Raw genomic sequence first — 17,032 nt, 5'->3', positions numbered from 1 at the left:
TGCGGTGTCTTTCTTTGTCGAAAACCCTCTATACACAAAACCACAAATGGCGAAAAAATCTTAAAAACAGGCTCAGCACACGGCCCGATGGACGGGCAGCGGCTCCACGATGTCGGGATGGATGCCCTCACGGTAGTCGAGGTCGCCCTGGTCGAGGCCGCGCAGCAGCACTTCGGCGGTGGCGATGTTGGTAGAAATCGGCACACTGTGCATATCGCACAGCCGCAGCAGGTTCTGCTCGCTGCTGCCGTTCTCGGCCTTGAGCGGGTCGCGGAAGAAGAGCACGAGGTCTACTTCGTCGCAGGCCACCCGGGCCGAGATCTGCTGGATACCGCCCAGCTTCCCGGAGAGGTAGCAGTGTACGGGCAGGCCGGTGGCCTGCGTCAGCATCCGACCGGTGGTGCCGGTGGCAATGACTGTGTTGCGGGATAGGATGCCGCTGTAAGCTGTGCAGAACTGCAACGCCAGCTCTTTGCGGGAATCATGTGCAAGAATAGCAATCGTCATAACGCTCTCTCCTTCATTCCAAGTATAGTGTTGTGAGTGGGCGGATATGCTCGGAAGAGTGTTCTCCGCAGTAAAACGGTCTGAAAAGTTGAAGTCTTGCGGAGAACAATTCTCGATAAACAGACTAAACCAGTGCGATTGTGTTGAATCACACCCTCATTTTAAATTTAACCCGCAGAAGGCCCGTATGTCAAGAGGTTTGTTGTGATTTTTGCAAGATAAAATGGCAAAAGTATGACTATGGCTTTGTGGAGAATGGAGAAAATTTGGATACAAGGAATTATTCTCGGATGTATTTGCAAAACTTTTTCAACCAAAAGTGTGCTTGAGAAAAAAACGGTCCATCTCGATGAAACAAAAATACAGGCTGAGGCATTCAGCCCCGGCCTGTGGAGAAAATTTTTACCGAAAGGGTGATGTATCCCGGGAAAACCCGAAAATTACCGGGTCTGACCGTTGCCGTGGATGATGTACTTGTAGCTGCACAGCTCGCCGAGGCCCATGGGTCCCCGGGCGTGGAGCTTCTGGGTGGAGATGCCCATCTCACAGCCTAGGCCGAACTCTCCGCCGTCGGTGAAGCGGGTGGAGCAGTTGACGTAGACGGCGGCACTGTCCACTGCCGCCGTGAAGAGGGCAGCGTGGGCGTCAGTCCGGGTCAGGATGGCTTCGCTGTGGCCGGTGGAGTGAGCCGCGATGTGGGCGATGGCTTCCTCCACGCTGTCCACGATTTTCACCGCAAGGATGTAGTCGAGGAACTCCGTGTCGAAGTCCTTCGGCCCGGCGGGGGTGCCGGGGATGAGGGCGGCAGCGCGCTCGTCCAGCCGCAGTTCCACCGGGTGCAGACCCTTGGCGGTGCGGTCGGGGCCGAGGCGCTGGGCCAGCTTCGGCAGGAATTCGCTCGCAATGGCGCTGTGGACGAGGCAGACTTCCTCGGCGTTGCAGACGCTGGGGCGGCTGGCCTTGGCGTTCTCGATGATGTCCAGCGCCTTGGTCTGGTCGGCGGTGTCGTCCACGAAGATGTGGCAGATACCGGTGCCGGTCTGGATGCAGGGGACTTTCGCGTTCTCGACGCAGGCACGGATGAGTCCGGCCCCGCCGCGCGGGATGAGCAGGTCCACATAGCCGACGGCGGTCATCAGGGCGTTGGCTGAGGCATGGGTGGTGTCCTCAATGAGGCAGACTGCTGTTTCAGGCAGACCGTTTGCCCGCAGGCCCTGCCGCAGGGTGGTCACGATGGCGTTGGCCGAGCGCCACGCCTCTTTGCCGCAGCGGAGGATGCAGGCATTGCCGCTCTTGATGGCGAGGGCGGCAGCGTCGCTGGTGACGTTGGGGCGGCTCTCGTAGATGATGGCGATGACGCCCATCGGCACGGCGGTCTTCTCGATGACGAGGCCATTGGGACGCTCGATGCGGCTCAGCACCCGGCCCACCGGGTCGGGCAGGGCGGCAACGTCCCGGATGCCCTTGGCCATGGCCTCGATGCGCTGGGGCGTCAGGGCGAGGCGGTCCAGCATGACGTCGCTGATGTGCCCCTTGGCGGCGGCCATGTCCTCGGCGTTGGCGGCGAGGGTGGCGTCCATGGATTCCGGTGCGCAGAGGGCATCAGCCATCCCGAGAAGGGCAGAATCACGGGTGCCGCTGTCCGAAAGGGCAACGGAAGTCTTGGCCCCGCGGGCGGCTTCCAGAATTTCCTGTGTGGTCATGTTATGCCTCCTGTCTGTGGGCCGCAAAGCGGGTGCCTGCGGCACGGCCCTCGGCGATGTCATAGAGCAGCTCGGGGTGGGCGCCGTTCGCGATGACCATGTCAGCTCCGCTGGAGGTCACCATCCGGGCGGCCCGGAGTTTGGTGGACATTCCGCCGGTACCCAGCGCCGAGCCGGCTCCGTCGGCCAGCGCCATCACCTCGGGCGTGATGTCCTCCACCAGCGGGATGAGCTTTGCGTCCGGGTGGGTGTGGGGGTTGGCAGTGTAGAGACCGTCGATGTCGCTCAGCAGCACCAGCAGATCAGCTTTGATGCAGCAGGTGACGATGGCGGCGAGGGTGTCATTGTCGCCGATGGAGGTGATCTCGTCGGTGGCGACGGTGTCGTTCTCGTTGATGATGGGCAGTGCGCCCAGCTCCAGCAGACGGGTGAGGGTGTTCTGGATGTTCTCACGGCGGCTGGCGTGCTCGATGTCCACGCCGGTGAGCAAAATCTGCGCCACCGTGTGGTCGTAGGCGCTGAACAGCCGGTCGTAGGTGTACATCAGCTCACACTGACCCACGGCGGCACAAGCCTGCTTGGAGGACATATCGGTAGGGCGGGCGGAAAGCGACAGCTTGCCCACACCCATGCCGATAGCACCCGACGACACGAGGATGACCTCATGTCCGGCGTTCTTCAAATCGCTGAGCACTTTCACCAGCTCTTCGGTGTGGCGGATGTTCAGCCGCCCGGTGGAGTGGGCCAGTGTGGAGGTGCCGACTTTGACTACGATGCGCATAGATCAACCCTTCCCCATCTCTTTTGTCTTGTTGTAGGAGGCGATGACGGCGTCCATCACCGCGCCCCGCAGGCCCTTTTCTTCCAGCACCCGCACGCCCTGGATGGTGCTGCCGCCGGGGCTGCACACGGCGTCCTTGAGTGCGCCGGGGTGTTGGCCGCTCTCAAGCACCAGCTTTGCGCTGCCCAGGACCATCTGGGCGGCGTACTCCTGCGCCTTGGCACGGGGCAGGCCGCAGGCCACGCCGCCGTCGGCCAGCGCCTCGATGAACTGGTACACCCAGGCCGGGCCGCAGCCGGACACGCAGCTGGCCGCGTCGATGAGGCTTTCCGGCACAGCATCCAGCCGCCCGGCGGGGGCCATCAATTTCAGGAACTCGGCCTCTTCCTCAGCGGTGACATTGGAGGTGCAGTACTGTATCATACCGGCCCCCACCGAAGCGGGCGTGTTGGGCATGATGCGGATGACGGGGCAGTCGCTGCCCGCCATCTCCTGAATGCGGGCGATGGACAGGCCCGCCGCCATGCTGCACAGCACGAAGCGGCTGGGCCGTTCGGCCAGCGTGAAGCGGAGCGGTGCCAGCAGCTCCTCCATCATCTGGGGTTTGACGGCTAAGAAGATGAGGTCGCAGCGGCCTGCCACCTCGTCGTTGATGGTGGTGTTGCAGCCCAGCTCAGCGGCCAGAGCCTCTGCCTTGGCGGCGGTGCGGTTGGCCAGCCAGACGTTCTGCGGGTCTGCCGCCTTGCAGACGGCCCGGGCGATGGCTCCGCCCATGTTGCCGCAGCCTAAGAAACCGATGGTATTCAGCATAAGAAAAACCTCTTTCCCAATCAAAAGAACAGGGGAGATTCCCCCCCTCTGTGTCTCCATTGTAAGCAGGGCCGGGGGAGAAATCAAGAGGAAAGCCGGAAAATGTCAAAGCTTTTCGGAAAGCTCCTGATAGACGCGCTGCGGCGGCGCAGGTTTTTTTGCTATCCAAATCTTAAGAAAACATAAAAAGTTCATGAAAAAGTCGAAAAAGGTGCTTGCACCTGCACGGGCGGATGAGGTATCATAATAGATAGAAGTTGGGAAACTCCGCACAGAACGGGGCAAACGCGAAAGGATGGGCATTCTCGTGGCACAGACGACAAAACGCGCGCTGGAAGCATCGCTCAAAAAGCTGCTGCTCCGCAAGCCGCTGAATAAGATAACGATAAACGACATTACCGAGGACTGCGGCGTGAACCGCATGACCTTTTACTACCATTTCAAGGATATTTACGATTTGGTGGACTGGATCCTGGTGGAGGATGCCGCCGAGGCGCTGGAGGGCCGCCAAAACTTTGAAACCTGGAGCGAGGCGCTTCTGGACGCCTTGCAGCGCATCCAGGACAACCGGGTGCTGGTGCTCAACGTCTACCGCTCGGTAAGCAGGGAACAGGTGGAGCAGTACCTCTATAAAATGCTTGACCCTCTGCTGCGGATGTTTGTAGAGCGTGAAAACATCCCGGTGCAGGAAGAGGACAAGCAGTTCATCATTGATTTTTATAAGTATGGCTTTGTGGGTATGGTGCTGGAATGGATACGCCGCGATATGAAGACCGAACCGGCCATCATGGCCGAACGGCTCAACATCATGATGCATGGTGATTTGAAGCGGGCGCTGCTGCGCTTCAGCACCGACGGCAGAGCATCAAAAACCGACGACTGATAAAAATCTGAACAAGCAGAGCAGGATGATAGAAAAACTATCACCCTGCTTTTGTTGCTTATAGAACCTTTGTCGGAAAAATGTTAAAGTATTGTCAAAACAAAGGGCTGGCAAAGACCCACACAAGGAGGCAGACTTTTATGAGTATCGCGTTGGAGCCGTTGAGCCATAAGGTACAGCGTACCGCTGTCGGAACGATGGTGGATGTGGCACTGGCTCATGTCAGAAAAGACCGTCAGAAGGCGTTTGCCGAGATGGTGGACGTCGCCAAGCAGTTCTATGGCGACTCGTTCAGCGAGGAGACGTATGAGCACGCCCGCGCAGTACTGACCGATGCGGACAGCAAGTGGTCGAAGCTCATCAACTGTGTGCTCGACCAGACCGCGCCCAGCGTGGCACGCACCACGGCGCTCAACCTTGGCTATGAGGCGTTCTTCCGGGGGACAAAGACCATCCGCGAGAACCGCACAAAGTACCACTGCAACATTCCGTGGCTGATCCTGTTCGACCCCACTTCGGCTTGCAATATGCACTGCGTGGGATGCTGGGCGGGCGAGTACGGCCACAAAAACAACCTCAGCTTTGAGGATATGGACAAAATCATCACCGAGGGCAAGGAGCTGGGGGTCTATCTCTATATGCTCACCGGCGGCGAGCCTCTGGTGCGGAAGGCGGATATTCTCCGTCTGGCAAAAAAGCACAACGATGTGCAGTTTGCGATTTACACGAACTCTACCCTCATCGATGAGCCGTTCTGCGAAGAGGTCGTAAAACTGGGCAATATCGCCTTCATGCTCTCGATCGAGGGAACTCCCTCTACCAATGATGCCCGGCGGGGCGACGGCCACTATGCCGCTGTCATGAATGCGATGGACTTGCTCAAGGCCCACGGGATCCTTTTTGGCACCTCCATCTGCTATACCAGAGACAATCTCGAAGCCGTCACCAGCGACCACTTTATGCGGATGCTCTGCGACAAGGGCGCGCACTTCGGATTCTACTTCCACTATATGCCGGTAGGCAACGAGGCTGCGCCGGAGCTGATGCCCACGCCTGCTCAGCGCAAGTACATGATCGAGCGCATCCGGTATCTCCGCTCAGAAAAGAGCGATATTCCGTTTTATCCGATGGACTTCCAGAACGATGGCGAGTTTGTGGGCGGATGCATCGCAGGCGGACGCAACTATTTTCATATCAATTCGGCGGGCGATGCAGAGCCGTGCGTCTTTATCCATTATTCCAACGCCAACATCCACGACAGCAGCATCCTCGATATTCTCCGCAGCCCGCTCTTCATGGCCTACCACAACGGCCAGCCCTTCAATAAAAACCATCTGCGTCCCTGCCCGATGCTGGAAAACCCCGAGCTTCTGCGCCAGATGGTGCATGACACCGGTGCTCACAGCACCGACTTGCAGTCGCCCGAGAGCGTAGACCATCTCTGCGATAAGTGCGGTGCATATGCTGCCGACTGGCAGCCTGTAGCCGACGAGATCTGGTCGCACGTCACCCTCAGGGAGAGCCGGTACGAGAATTACAAGGACTGGGAACCGGCTCATTCCACTGCTCACGCGAAATGACTTTATCGGTCTTTCAAACATAAAAATGCGCAGAAAAGCCCCCATCTTCACCGGCTGAGGCAGCCGGGAGGATGGGGGCTTTATCTTGTTATTTTATTCTTCGCCGGGATCAATGACGATCTCGGTTTCCGTTCCTTCATCTTCCACAGGCGCGGGAGCCGGGTCGCCGGGATCGCCGAACTCGTCGTGGTAGACGGTCATCTGGTCGAGCTGGCCGTTGCGGCGCAGGCCGTGGAAGACCAGCTTCTTGATGACGTCATAGATGACGGCGAACAGCGGCACGCCCACGATCATGCCCACGAAGCCCCACAGACCGCCGAACAGCAGGATGGAGAAGAGCACCCAGAAGCTCGAAAGGCCGGTGGTGTTGCCCAGGATCTTCGGGCCGATAACATTGCCGTCCAGCTGCTGGAGCACCAGAACGAAGAGTACGAACCAGATGGCCTTGATGGGGCTCTGGATGAGGATGAGCAGCGTTGCAGGCACGGCACCGATGAAGGGACCGAAGAAGGGGATGACGTTGGTGACGCCGATGATGACCGACACCAGCAGTGCGCTCGGGAACTTGAAGATGATGCAGGCGAAGTAGCAGAGCACGCCAATGATGGCGGAGTCCATGATCTTGCCGTTGATGAAGCCGCCGAACATCTTGTCTGCGTAGAGGACTTCCTCCTGGATGAGCTGCGCCCAGTGGGGCTTGACGACGCTGTAGAGGATCATCTTGGCCTGTTTGGCGAACTTTTTGCGGCTGGCCAGCAGGTAAACGGCGACGATAAGGCCGATGAGCAGGTTCTTGAACCAGATCACCACATTCATGACGCCGACGCCCACACCGCTCAGGATGCCTTGTAAATTCTGCAGCGAGGGGAGCAGGGTGGTGCGCAGAGCGGTCAGATTGTCAGCAATGGCATCGTAGGCATCGTTGAAGTAGCCCATCAGTGTCTCATTATCCAAAAAGACTTTCTGTGTGTTCACCCAACGCATGAACCGGGTGATGCTGGTCTGCGCGGTGTAGTAGAGGGAGGTGACGCTTGTGATGAGCTGCGGCACCACCATCATCACGAGGGCGTAGACCACCAGCACACCGAACAGAAGCGTCGCCGCAATGGCAAGCATATTGGCCATGCTGTGGAGCTTTTCGGGGAAGATACGGTGCAGAAAGCCCTCAATGGTGTTGCACACCGGCTTGAGCAGATAGGCAATGACGGCACCATAGATGAAGGGCATCAGGATGCCGGTCACCTTGGAGACCGCGTCGCCGAACCCGTCGAAGCGGTAGATGAAGAAGAAGAACAGGATGCTTAGACTTATCGCACCAAAGCCCGCGAGCATTCCGTAGATATAGGGCTTGATGTGCGGCTTTTTGTCCATCATGTGTGACTCCATTCCTGCCGCAGACGGCAGGAGCCGGTACGGCGATGTTTAGATTTTGTTGCTGCGGCGCCAGATGTGCATCTTCTCGGCCTCTTTGATAAGCTCCTCGCGGAAGTCGGGGTGTGCCACATTGATGAGGGCTTCGGCCTTCTCCCAGGTGGTCAGACCCTTGAGGTTGACGCAGCCGTATTCGGTGCAGAGGTAATGCAGATTGGCGCGGGTATCGGTGATGATGCTGCCGTTTTCCAGCGTGGGACGGATGCGGCTTTCGAGCTGACCGGTCTTCTTATTAAAGAAGGTAGAAGACAGGCAGATGAAGCTCTTGCCACCCTTGGAAAGGTATGCGCCCAGCACGAAGTCCAGCTGGCCGCCTGCACCGGAAATGTGCTTGACGCCGGCGCTCTCCGCATTCACCTGGCCGAACAGGTCGATGTCCACCGCATTGTTGATGGAGATGAAGTTGTCCAGTGCGGAGATGCTGCGGATGTCGTTGGTGTAATCGACGGGAGCAGACATGCACTCGGGGTTGTTGTTGAGGTAGTCGTACATCTTCTGGGTGCCGGCACCGAAGGCGTAGACCTGACGGCCCTTGTCCAGCTGCTTGTGTGCGCCGGTGATCTTGCCGGCCTTGGCGATGTCCACGAAAGCGTCAACGTACATCTCGGTGTGGACGCCCAGGTCCTTCAAATCGCTCTGGGCGATGAGGCTGCCGATGGCGTTGGGCATACCGCCGATGCCCAGCTGCAGGCAGGCACCGTTGGGGATCTGCGGCACGACGAGGTTTGCGACCTTCAAATCGACCTCGGAGGCGGGGCCGGCAGCGGCCATCTGGCCGATGGGCGGATTGTCGCCCTCCACGATGCCGGTGACCTGGGAGATATGGACACAGTTTTCCATACCACCGAGGCAGCGGGGCATATTGGTGTTGACCTCCACGATGATCTTCCTGGCCTTCTCACAGACGGCACCCAGATGGGAAGCGCTGGGGCCGAAGTTGAAGTAGCCGTGCTCGTCCATCGGAGTCACCTGGAAGACGGCGATGTCCAGCGGGTCGGGACTCTCGCGGTAGTAGCGGGGCAGCTCCGAATAGCGGATGGGGGAGTAGAACGAGAAGCCCTGTGCGATGGCTTTGCGCTCAATGCCGCCCATGTGCCAGCTGTTCCAGGTCATGTGGGCAGCGGGGTCGTCGATCTGGAAGATCTCAGTCACCCACATCAGGATGCCGCCGCGGAAATTGACGTTCTCCAGTTCGGGCAGGCGCTTGGCAAGGGCGGCGTCCACGGCCACGGGGGTGTTGACGCACCAGCCGTAATCCACCCAGTCGCCGCTCTTGACCAGAGAAGCAGCCTGCTCGGCAGTCATCTTTTTCTGGGCATACATTTCCATGAAATCCATTATAAACCATCCTCTCCTTTAAGAACATAAAAGAATTGTAAATTTATTATTTACAATTCTACGGGACAAAATCTTAGCCGGAAATTTACCGTTTCTTCCCAGTCCGGACACTGTCTTATCACACCCCGGCGGTATCCTTGGGGTCGGCAGGGCAGAAGCCTCCGGCAGCGGCACACCTGCACAGCTTAGTTATAACATTAACAAACATTATAATCAAGCCCTCTTCCGCGAAAAAATGTCTCGCAGGACAATTTAACTAAATTTCTTAGGTATTTGTGGCGATTGTTTGGTATAGCAAAAACAATTTTTTTCGAAAAAGTACTTGATAAAATTTTGACGATATGGTTTACTAAGGGTGTACCAAGATGATGCGTCCCAGTGCGAAGTTAATTGACTAAAAATTAACGATATTGCGATGGCGATGCGGCCTGGTACTTGAAGCAGGAACTGAAAAGTGCTATCATGGCAACACCAAATGCGCTTTTCCAAAGCGCGCAAATAAAGGAGACCATACCGATGGCAACAGCAGTTTACCCCGGGTCATTTGACCCGGTCACGAAAGGACACCTCGACATCATCAAGCGAGCTGCAAAGATAAACGACCAGCTCATTGTGGCAGTGCTCATCAACAGCGCAAAGAACCCTCTGTTCACCGTAGAAGAACGGGTGGCGCTGCTGCGGGAATGCTGCAAGGACATCCCGAATGTGACGGTGGAGAGCTTCGACGGCCTGACCGTGGAGTTCGCCAAGAAGCGCCACGCTTCGGTGATGGTGCGGGGCCTGCGGGCGGTGACGGATTTCGAAAACGAGATACAGCTCGCCCAGACGAACCACGCACTGATGCCCGGCATCGAGACGATGTTCCTTGCCACCAGCATCAAGTGGAGCTACCTTTCTTCCACCATCGTCAAGGAGGCTGCCCGCTACGGCAGCAACATCTCCAAGTTCGTGACGCCCAACGTAGAGAATGCCATCCACGCCAAAGTGGAGCAGCTCCGGGCGGAAGGAAAAACGCTCTGATACCTTTTATAATGCAGAAAGGCCCTCGGGCTTTTTGATAAATAGTTTTACGAAACCCCGAAACATATAAATTCAGGAGGCTATTAACATGAAGAAAATTGTTATCGCATCTGCTTGCCGTACCGCTATTGGTAAGTTTGGCGGCACCCTGGCAAACGTCCCTGCTGCAGAGCTGGGCTCCATCGTCATCAAGGAGGCCCTGAACCGTGCTAACGTGAAACCCGAGCAGGTCGATCATGTTTACATGGGCTGCGTCATCCAGGCTGGTCTGGGCCAGAACGTCGCTCGTCAGGCTTCCCTGAAGGCTGGCCTGCCCGTCGAGACTCCTGCTGTCACCGTCAATGTGGTCTGCGGCTCCGGCCTGAACTGCGTGAACATGGCTGCTCAGATGATCGAGGCCGGCGATGCTGACATCGTGGTCGCAGGCGGCATGGAGAACATGGACATGGCTCCCTTCGCAATGATGAAGGGCCGCTACGGCTACCGCATGGGCGCTCCCATGGGCAAGAGCGAGATCGTGGATACCATGGTCAACGATGCTCTGTGGGATGCCTGCGGCTTCAACAAGCACATGGGCATGACCGCTGAGAACGTCTGCACCAACGAGACCTATCAGAAGAAGTACGGCTACAGCCCCATCACCCGCGAGATGCTGGATGATTTCGCTTACCACAGCCAGCTGAAGGCTGACAAGGCCATCAAGGACGGCGCTTTCAAGGATGAGATCGTTCCTGTTGTCATCAAGGGCAAGAAGGGCGACACCGTGTTCGATACCGATGAAGGCCCCCGTCTGAGCGCTCCCGAAGTGCTGGCAAAGCTGAAGCCCGCCTTCACCAAGGACGGCATCGTCACCGCTGCAAACTCCTCCGCTATCAACGATGGCGCAGCTGCTCTGGTCATCATGAGCGAAGAGAAGGCCAAGGAGCTGGGCGTGAAGCCTCTGGCTACCTGGGTCGCAGGTGCTCTGGCAGGCGTCGAGCCTGAGGTCATGGGCCTTGGCCCCATCGCTGCTACCAAGAAGGTCATGGCTAAGACCGGCATGACCGTTGCTGATATGGACCTGGTCGAGGCCAACGAGGCATTCGCAGCACAGTCCATCGCAGTCGGCGAGGCTCTGGGCTTCGATAAGGACAAGCTGAACGTCAACGGCGGCGCAATCGCTCTGGGCCACCCGGTCGGCGCTTCCGGTGCTCGTATCCTCGTCACCCTGCTGTACGCTATGAAGCATCGTGGTGCTCACAAGGGTCTGGCTACCCTGTGCATCGGCGGCGGCATGGGCTGCGCAACCATCGTCGAGATGGACTAATTTCCCTTTGAAGGGTCACTCCGGATATTGATGCAGCCCGGACAGTGGGCGAGACCGGAGACTTGCCCCTTGTCCGGGGGCTGTTTTGAATAAGATATAACCTGAATGGAGGTTTTCACAATGGCATTTGTAAAAACCGAGGTGCAGGGCGCAGTCGAGATCATCACCATCGACCGCCCGAAGGCACTGAACGCCCTGAACCCCGAAGTCCTGGCAGACCTGAAGGCTGCTTTTGAGGCAGTTGACCAGTCCGCCATCCGCTGCATCGTCCTGACCGGCGAAGGCGACAAGAGCTTCGTGGCAGGCGCTGACATCGGCTCCATGAGCACCATGACCAAGGCCGAGGGCGAGGCTTTCGGCAAATTGGGCAATGATGTGTTCCTGATGATCGAGAGCTTCCCCATCCCCGTCATCGCAGCCGTCAACGGCTTTGCACTGGGCGGCGGCAATGAGCTGGCTATGAGCTGCGACATCCGCATCTGCTCCGACAACGCTGTGTTTGGTCAGCCGGAAGTCGGTCTGGGCATCACCCCGGGCTTCGGCGGCACCCAGCGTCTGGCACGTCTGGTTGGCATGGGCATGGCAAAGCAGCTGGTCTACTCTGCACTGAACATCAAGGCTGACGAGGCTTATCGCATTGGCCTGGTCAACGCAGTGTATCCGCAGGCTGAGCTGATGGAGAATGTCCTGAAGCTGGCCAACAAGATCGCCAAGAACGCTCCCATCGCCGTGCGCAACTGCAAGAAGGCTATCAACGACGGCATCAGCCTCCCCATCGAGAAGGCTGTCGAAGTCGAAGAGAAGCTGTTCGGCGACTGCTTCGAGACTCATGACCAGAAGGAAGGCATGGCCTGCTTCCTGAGCCGTGAAAAGCCGAAGCCCAAGGCAGTGTTCACGAACAACTAAACTAAACCATAACGCCTCTGCAATGCCTCCCCGGAAAGGGGAGGCACGGAGAGGCACTACATTCAGAAGATATAATAAAGGAGAGATTTCCCATGAAGATCGGTGTTATCGGTGCTGGCACTATGGGCCAGGGCATCGCAAAGGCATTTGCTCAGGTCGAGGGCAACACGGTTGCTCTGTGTGACATCAAGCAGGAGTGGGCCGAGAATGGTCTGGCAAAGATCAAGAAGGGCTATGAGAAGCTGGTCGCTAAGGGCAAGATGACGCAGGAGAAGGCTGACGCTATCGTCGCTGCTATCACCCCGGGCCTGAAGGAAGACCTGTGCGCTGACTGCGACCTCGTCGTTGAGGCTGCTTTCGAGGATATGAAGGTCAAGCAGACCACTTTCGGCGAGCTGGATAAGATCTGCAAGCCCGAGTGCATCTTCGCTTCCAACACCTCTTCTCTGTCCATCACCGAGATCGGCAAGGGTGTCAGCCGTCCTCTGGTCGGTATGCACTTCTTCAACCCCGCAGACCGCATGAAGCTCATCGAGGTCATCGCTGGCTGCAACACTCCCGCTGAGACTGTCGAGAAGATCAAGGAGATCTCCGTTGCCATCGGCAAGCAGCCGGTCCAGGTCAACGAGGCTGCCGGCTTCGTCGTCAACCGCATCCTGATCCCGATGATCAACGAGGCTGCCTTCATCAAGATGGAGGGCGTTTCCAACATCGCCGGCATCGACACCGCTATGAAGCTGGGTGCCAACCACCCGATGGGTCCCCTGGAGCTGGGCGACTTCATCGGCCTGGATATCTGCCTCGCCATTATGGACGTCCTGTACAAGGAGACCGGCGACAGCAAGTATCGTGCATGCCCGCTCATCCGTAAGATGGTCCGCGGCGGCAACCTGGGCTGCAAGTCTGGCAAGGGCTTCTACGTTTACAACGCAGACCGCACCAAGACCCCTGTCGACGAGCTGTAAATTAGTTTGAAATTTCTCTCGGTCGTCCCGAAGAAAACGGCCGGGAGGAATTTGTTTGCACAGGACATGAGTGTAGCTGCCCTGTGCTGAAAGAAAAACATCCGTTAGGAGGATATAGCGATGGATTTTACTCTGTCCAAGCAGCAGCAGATGGTGCAGAAGATGTACCGCGAGTTTGCTGAAAACGAAGTCAAGCCTCTGGCAAAGAAAGTCGATGCCGAAGAGTATTTCCCCAAGGAGACCGTCGAGAAGATGGGCAAGCTGGGCATGATGGGCATTTACTTCCCCACCTCCGTTGGCGGTGCAGGCGGCGACGTCCTGTCCTACGTCATGGCTGTTGAGGAGCTGAGCAAGGTCTGCGGCACCACTGGTGTTATCGTTTCCGCACACACCAGCCTGTGCGCAGCACCTATTTATGAGAACGGCACTCCCGAGCAGAAGGAAAAGTATCTGCCCAAGCTGTGCAGCGGCGAGTGGCTGGGTGCTTTCGGTCTGACCGAGCCGGGCGCTGGTACTGACGCTCAGGGCCAGCAGACCACTGCTGTGGAAGATGGCGATTACTGGGTGCTGAACGGCTCCAAGATCTTCATCACCAACGCAGGCTACGCTGACGTGTTCATCGTCATCGCTGTTACCGATAAGGTCCTCGACAAGAAGGGCCGTCCCACCAAGCTGTGCTCCGCCTTCATCGTGGAGCGTACCGACCCGGGCTTCTCCGTCGGTAAGGCTGAGGATAAGATGGGCATCCGTGGTTCTTCTACCTGCGAGCTGATCTTTGAGGACTGCCGCATCCCGAAGGACCGTATGCTGGGCGTGCGCGGCAAGGGCTTCCAGCTGGCTATGGCTACTCTGGACGGCGGCCGTATCGGTATCGCTTCCCAGGCTCTGGGCATCGCCGAGGGCGCTCTGCAGGAGACCGTCGCTTACGTCAAGGAGCGTAAGCAGTTCGGCCGCAGCATCTCCGCTTTCCAGAACACCCAGTTCGAGCTGGCCGAGATGAAGGCCCGTATCGAGGCTGCAAAGTATCTGGTCTACGCTGCCGCTCTGAAGAAGCAGGAAGCTATGAATGGTGCAAAGGTCCGCTACAGCGTCGAGGCTGCTCAGGCTAAGCTCATCGCAGCCCGCACCGCAAGCGACGTGACCCGCCGCTGCCTGCAGCTGTTCGGTGGCTACGGCTACACCCGTGACTACCCCATCGAGCGCATGATGCGTGATGCCAAGATCACTGAGATCTACGAGGGCACCAGCGAAGTGCAGATGATGGTCATTTCCGGCGCGCTGCTGAAGTAAGGGAGGCAAGATTTACAATGAAAGCAATCGTTTGTGTAAAGCAGGTTCCTGATACCTCCGGTAAGGTGGCTGTCAAGGCGGATGGTACTCTGGACCGTGCCTCTATGGCAACCATCACCAACCCCGATGACCTGAACGCTCTGGAGGCCGCTCTGAAGCTGAAGGACGAGACCGGCTGCGAAGTCGTCGTCGTCACCATGGGTCCCCCGCCGGCCGAGGGCATGCTCCGTGAGCTGCTGGCCCGCGGTGCTGATAAGGCTGTTCTGGTCTCTGGTCGTGAGTTCGGTGGTTCTGATACCTTCGCGACCAGCCAGATCCTCGCTGCTGCTGTCAATAAGATCGGTGTCGGCCCCGAGGACGTCGTGTTCTGCGGCCGTCAGGCAATCGACGGTGATACCGCACAGGTCGGTCCTCAGATCGCTGAGAAGCTGCACCTGCCTCAGGTGACCTATGTTGCTGACATCCAGAAGGATGGCAACAGCCTCACGGTCAAGCGTATGCTGGAAGACGGCTACATGATGGTCAAGGTGCAGACTCCCTGCCTGCTGACCTGCATCAAGGAGCTGAATCAGCCCCGCTACATGAGCGTCAATGGCATCTTCACCTGCTACGACAAGCCGATGGAAGTGTTCGATTACAACGCTCTGAAGGACGATCCGCTGATCGAGGTCGATACCATCGGCCTGAAGGGTTCTCCGACGAACGTCTTTAAGTCCTTCACTCCTCCGCAGAAGGGCGCAGGCACTATGCTGACTGGCGACGATACCACTGCACAGCTGGCTGGTATCCTGGCCAAGAAGCACCTGATCTGATGAAAGGAGCATAGGATTACAATGGCTGATTTTAACGAATACAAGGGCGTCTGGGTCTTCTGCGAGCAGCGCCAGGGCGCACTGATGTCCACTGATTTTGAGCTGGTCAGCGAGGCCCGCAAGCTGGCTGATGAGCTGGGCTGCGAAGTCACCGGCCTGCTGCTGGGCGACAACGTCGAAGGCATTGCAAAAGAGCTGGGCGGCTATGGTGCCGATAAGGTCATGGTCTGCGACAGCCCGCTGCTGAAGGATTACACCACTGACGCATACGCCAAGGTCGTCTGCGACATGGTCAACGAGTACAAGCCTGAGGTCCTACTGATCGGTGCTACCAACATCGGCCGCGACCTTGGCCCCCGCTGCGCAGCTCGTCTGCACACCGGTCTGACCGCTGATGCTACCCATCTGGACATCGACACTGCAAAGTATGTCGAGTTCCTGAAGGAGAGCTCCACCATCGACCTGTCCAAGCAGAAGTTCGATTACGAGGACCGCAACCTGAAGATGACCCGTCCTGCTTTTGGCGGCCATCTGATGGCTACCATCATTTGCCCCCGTTTCCGTCCTCAGATGTCTACCGTCCGTCCCGGCGTCATGAAGAAGGCTCCCTTCGATCAGGCCAAGGCCGATGCCTGCCAGATCGTGAAGCCCGCATTCAGCCTGACCGCTGACGACATCAAGACTGAGGTCCTGAGCGTTGAGAAGGCAGCTGAGAAGCTGGTCGACCTCATCGGTGCAGACGTCATCGTCTCTGTTGGCCGTGGCATCAGCAAGGACGTCAACAAGGGCATCGAGCTGGCTGAGCAGCTGGCTGCAGCTCTGGGCGGCGGCGTTGTCGGCGCATCCCGTGCTGTTACCGATGCTGGCTGGATGACCGCTGATCATCAGGTCGGTCAGACCGGTAAGACCGTCCATCCCAAGATCTATGTGGCTCTGGGCATCTCCGGCGCTATCCAGCACACCGCAGGTATGCAGGATTCTGAGTGCATCATTGCCGTCAACAAGAATGAGTCCGCCCCCATCTTCGGTGTGGCTGACTACGGCATCGTGGGCGACCTGTTCAAGGTCGTTCCCGAACTCATCAAGCAGGTCGAGGCAGCAAAGGCTGCTCAGTGATCAGCTGAGAAATAAGGTCCAGGAGGGCAGCTCGAGAGAGCTGCCCTCTTTTTGCATTTTACTTTTATTATAAATAAGAAAGAAAACCCTATGATTTTCCCATTGACAGGAAAGAAGAAATATGGTATATTCTATCCAGAGAGATGAAGGTGCTCAGGCACTGGAAAATCACTTGAATGTGATCGACTCAAAAAAGAGTTTGCGAATAGAATATTTAGCAAAGCAGTTGAAAAGCTGTGACGCAAAGCTAAAGGGCCTGTAAAATGGTAGCCAGTTGCATTTTTAAGGAATTGCCTTTACTTTGTTTTTGAGTATCGTGATTCCTTTTTTTAGTCGCCGGAACAGTTCATGTGATGATGTCTCTCGAAACCCCACAGATGAGCAGGAAACATCTGTGGGGGTTTTATTTTTGTCTACGGTGTCGGGACGCCTTACACAAAGAATCCAAGAGGATGAAGCTGATTTGAGTCAGCGCGAAAAAACCTGAAAAAACTTGCAAAAAAGTGTTGACATCCGGCCCGGCGTATGGTATTATACTTGAGCGCCAAGCGCTGAGACAAAAGAATGACTTCTGAGTCCCAGCT

Annotated in this window: 15 protein-coding genes and 1 riboswitch; of the genes, 9 read left to right on the top strand and 6 right to left on the bottom strand. The window is 57.3% G+C overall.

Going from position 1 to position 17,032, the window contains the following annotated elements:
• Positions 1-72: 72 nt before the first annotated feature.
• The 4 genes from AAAU26_RS02070 to proC form a co-directional block, all read right to left on the bottom strand.
• Positions 73-507, bottom strand: coding sequence for a methylglyoxal synthase (locus tag AAAU26_RS02070; protein ID WP_227619211.1), 435 nt, complete (start codon positions 505-507; stop codon positions 73-75).
• Positions 508-947: 440 nt separating this feature from the next.
• Complete coding sequence (locus tag AAAU26_RS02065; RefSeq protein ID WP_227619212.1) at positions 948-2,210, bottom strand: glutamate-5-semialdehyde dehydrogenase; 1,263 nt, start codon at positions 2,208-2,210, stop codon at positions 948-950.
• 1 nt (position 2,211) lies between these two features.
• Positions 2,212-2,991: a glutamate 5-kinase gene (gene proB, locus AAAU26_RS02060; protein ID WP_015565101.1), complete on the bottom strand. Its 780-nt coding sequence runs from the start codon at positions 2,989-2,991 to the stop codon at positions 2,212-2,214.
• 3 nt (positions 2,992-2,994) lie between these two features.
• Positions 2,995-3,801 carry a pyrroline-5-carboxylate reductase gene (gene proC, locus AAAU26_RS02055; RefSeq protein ID WP_227619213.1) on the bottom strand — a complete coding sequence of 269 codons (807 nt, stop codon included), beginning with the start codon at positions 3,799-3,801 and terminating at the stop codon, positions 2,995-2,997.
• A gap of 307 nt (positions 3,802-4,108) precedes the next feature.
• Here proC and AAAU26_RS02050 point away from each other — a divergent pair, with 307 nt between their 5' ends.
• Both AAAU26_RS02050 and AAAU26_RS02045 read left to right on the top strand, forming a co-directional pair.
• Positions 4,109-4,684, top strand: coding sequence for a TetR-like C-terminal domain-containing protein (locus AAAU26_RS02050; protein ID WP_227619214.1), 576 nt, complete (start codon positions 4,109-4,111; stop codon positions 4,682-4,684).
• Between the two features lie 140 nt (positions 4,685-4,824).
• Positions 4,825-6,264 carry a radical SAM/SPASM domain-containing protein gene (locus AAAU26_RS02045; RefSeq protein ID WP_227619215.1) on the top strand — a complete coding sequence of 480 codons (1,440 nt, stop codon included), beginning with the start codon at positions 4,825-4,827 and terminating at the stop codon, positions 6,262-6,264.
• Between the two features lie 93 nt (positions 6,265-6,357).
• Here AAAU26_RS02045 and AAAU26_RS02040 read toward each other — a convergent pair whose 3' ends face one another.
• Both AAAU26_RS02040 and AAAU26_RS02035 read right to left on the bottom strand, forming a co-directional pair.
• A complete protein-coding gene (locus AAAU26_RS02040) occupies positions 6,358-7,638 on the bottom strand; it encodes an AI-2E family transporter (protein WP_227619216.1) in 1,281 nt (426 codons plus the stop codon).
• 48 nt (positions 7,639-7,686) lie between these two features.
• A complete protein-coding gene (locus AAAU26_RS02035) occupies positions 7,687-9,033 on the bottom strand; it encodes a butyryl-CoA:acetate CoA-transferase (RefSeq protein ID WP_227619217.1) in 1,347 nt (448 codons plus the stop codon).
• A gap of 516 nt (positions 9,034-9,549) precedes the next feature.
• On the opposite strand from AAAU26_RS02035, the gene coaD reads away from it, so the two are divergent.
• The 7 genes from coaD (at position 9,550) to acrA (ending at position 16,448) form a co-directional block, all read left to right on the top strand.
• Positions 9,550-10,053, top strand: coding sequence for a pantetheine-phosphate adenylyltransferase (gene coaD / locus AAAU26_RS02030; protein ID WP_227619218.1), 504 nt, complete (start codon positions 9,550-9,552; stop codon positions 10,051-10,053).
• Between the two features lie 88 nt (positions 10,054-10,141).
• The gene (locus AAAU26_RS02025) at positions 10,142-11,359 is read left to right on the top strand and encodes an acetyl-CoA C-acetyltransferase (RefSeq protein WP_158394820.1); all 1,218 of its coding nucleotides are present in this window, start codon (positions 10,142-10,144) and stop codon (positions 11,357-11,359) included.
• A gap of 120 nt (positions 11,360-11,479) precedes the next feature.
• Positions 11,480-12,265, top strand: a complete 786-nt coding sequence (locus AAAU26_RS02020; protein ID WP_149794634.1) for an enoyl-CoA hydratase-related protein — start codon at positions 11,480-11,482, stop codon at positions 12,263-12,265.
• 92 nt (positions 12,266-12,357) lie between these two features.
• Entirely contained in the window at positions 12,358-13,230 is an 873-nt protein-coding gene (locus AAAU26_RS02015; protein WP_149794635.1) for a 3-hydroxyacyl-CoA dehydrogenase family protein, read from the top strand.
• Positions 13,231-13,350: 120 nt separating this feature from the next.
• Positions 13,351-14,520 carry an acyl-CoA dehydrogenase gene (locus tag AAAU26_RS02010; protein ID WP_015565091.1) on the top strand — a complete coding sequence of 390 codons (1,170 nt, stop codon included), beginning with the start codon at positions 13,351-13,353 and terminating at the stop codon, positions 14,518-14,520.
• Between the two features lie 17 nt (positions 14,521-14,537).
• On the top strand, positions 14,538-15,332 hold the full coding sequence (gene acrB / locus AAAU26_RS02005; RefSeq protein WP_158394818.1) for an acryloyl-CoA reductase electron transfer subunit gamma: 795 nt from the start codon (positions 14,538-14,540) through the stop codon (positions 15,330-15,332).
• A gap of 21 nt (positions 15,333-15,353) precedes the next feature.
• The gene (acrA, locus tag AAAU26_RS02000; RefSeq protein ID WP_015565089.1) at positions 15,354-16,448 is read left to right on the top strand and encodes an acryloyl-CoA reductase electron transfer subunit beta; all 1,095 of its coding nucleotides are present in this window, start codon (positions 15,354-15,356) and stop codon (positions 16,446-16,448) included.
• 206 nt (positions 16,449-16,654) lie between these two features.
• Positions 16,655-16,730, top strand: a riboswitch (cyclic di-GMP riboswitch).
• Positions 16,731-17,032: the final 302 nt, after the last annotated feature.

It is taken from the genome of Faecalibacterium longum (assembly GCF_040094125.1).
Classification (GTDB): domain Bacteria; phylum Bacillota; class Clostridia; order Oscillospirales; family Ruminococcaceae; genus Faecalibacterium; species Faecalibacterium longum.
This window is presented reverse-complemented; position numbering and strand designations above follow the sequence as displayed.

Excerpts from the sequence above, each read along its gene's own strand:
- AAAU26_RS02025 (WP_158394820.1), top strand. The coding sequence starts at position 10,142 with ATGAAGAAAATTGTTATCGCATCTGCTTGCCGTACCGCTATTGGTAAG.
- proC (WP_227619213.1), bottom strand. The coding sequence starts at position 3,801 with ATGCTGAATACCATCGGTTTCTTAGGCTGCGGCAACATGGGCGGAGCC.
- AAAU26_RS02070 (WP_227619211.1), bottom strand. The coding sequence starts at position 507 with ATGACGATTGCTATTCTTGCACATGATTCCCGCAAAGAGCTGGCGTTG.
- AAAU26_RS02015 (WP_149794635.1), top strand. The coding sequence starts at position 12,358 with ATGAAGATCGGTGTTATCGGTGCTGGCACTATGGGCCAGGGCATCGCA.
- AAAU26_RS02040 (WP_227619216.1), bottom strand. The coding sequence starts at position 7,638 with ATGATGGACAAAAAGCCGCACATCAAGCCCTATATCTACGGAATGCTC.
- proB (WP_015565101.1), bottom strand. The coding sequence starts at position 2,991 with ATGCGCATCGTAGTCAAAGTCGGCACCTCCACACTGGCCCACTCCACC.
- coaD (WP_227619218.1), top strand. The coding sequence starts at position 9,550 with ATGGCAACAGCAGTTTACCCCGGGTCATTTGACCCGGTCACGAAAGGA.
- AAAU26_RS02010 (WP_015565091.1), top strand. The coding sequence starts at position 13,351 with ATGGATTTTACTCTGTCCAAGCAGCAGCAGATGGTGCAGAAGATGTAC.
- acrA (WP_015565089.1), top strand. The coding sequence starts at position 15,354 with ATGGCTGATTTTAACGAATACAAGGGCGTCTGGGTCTTCTGCGAGCAG.
- AAAU26_RS02065 (WP_227619212.1), bottom strand. The coding sequence starts at position 2,210 with ATGACCACACAGGAAATTCTGGAAGCCGCCCGCGGGGCCAAGACTTCC.
- acrB (WP_158394818.1), top strand. The coding sequence starts at position 14,538 with ATGAAAGCAATCGTTTGTGTAAAGCAGGTTCCTGATACCTCCGGTAAG.
- AAAU26_RS02045 (WP_227619215.1), top strand. The coding sequence starts at position 4,825 with ATGAGTATCGCGTTGGAGCCGTTGAGCCATAAGGTACAGCGTACCGCT.
- AAAU26_RS02020 (WP_149794634.1), top strand. The coding sequence starts at position 11,480 with ATGGCATTTGTAAAAACCGAGGTGCAGGGCGCAGTCGAGATCATCACC.
- AAAU26_RS02035 (WP_227619217.1), bottom strand. The coding sequence starts at position 9,033 with ATGGATTTCATGGAAATGTATGCCCAGAAAAAGATGACTGCCGAGCAG.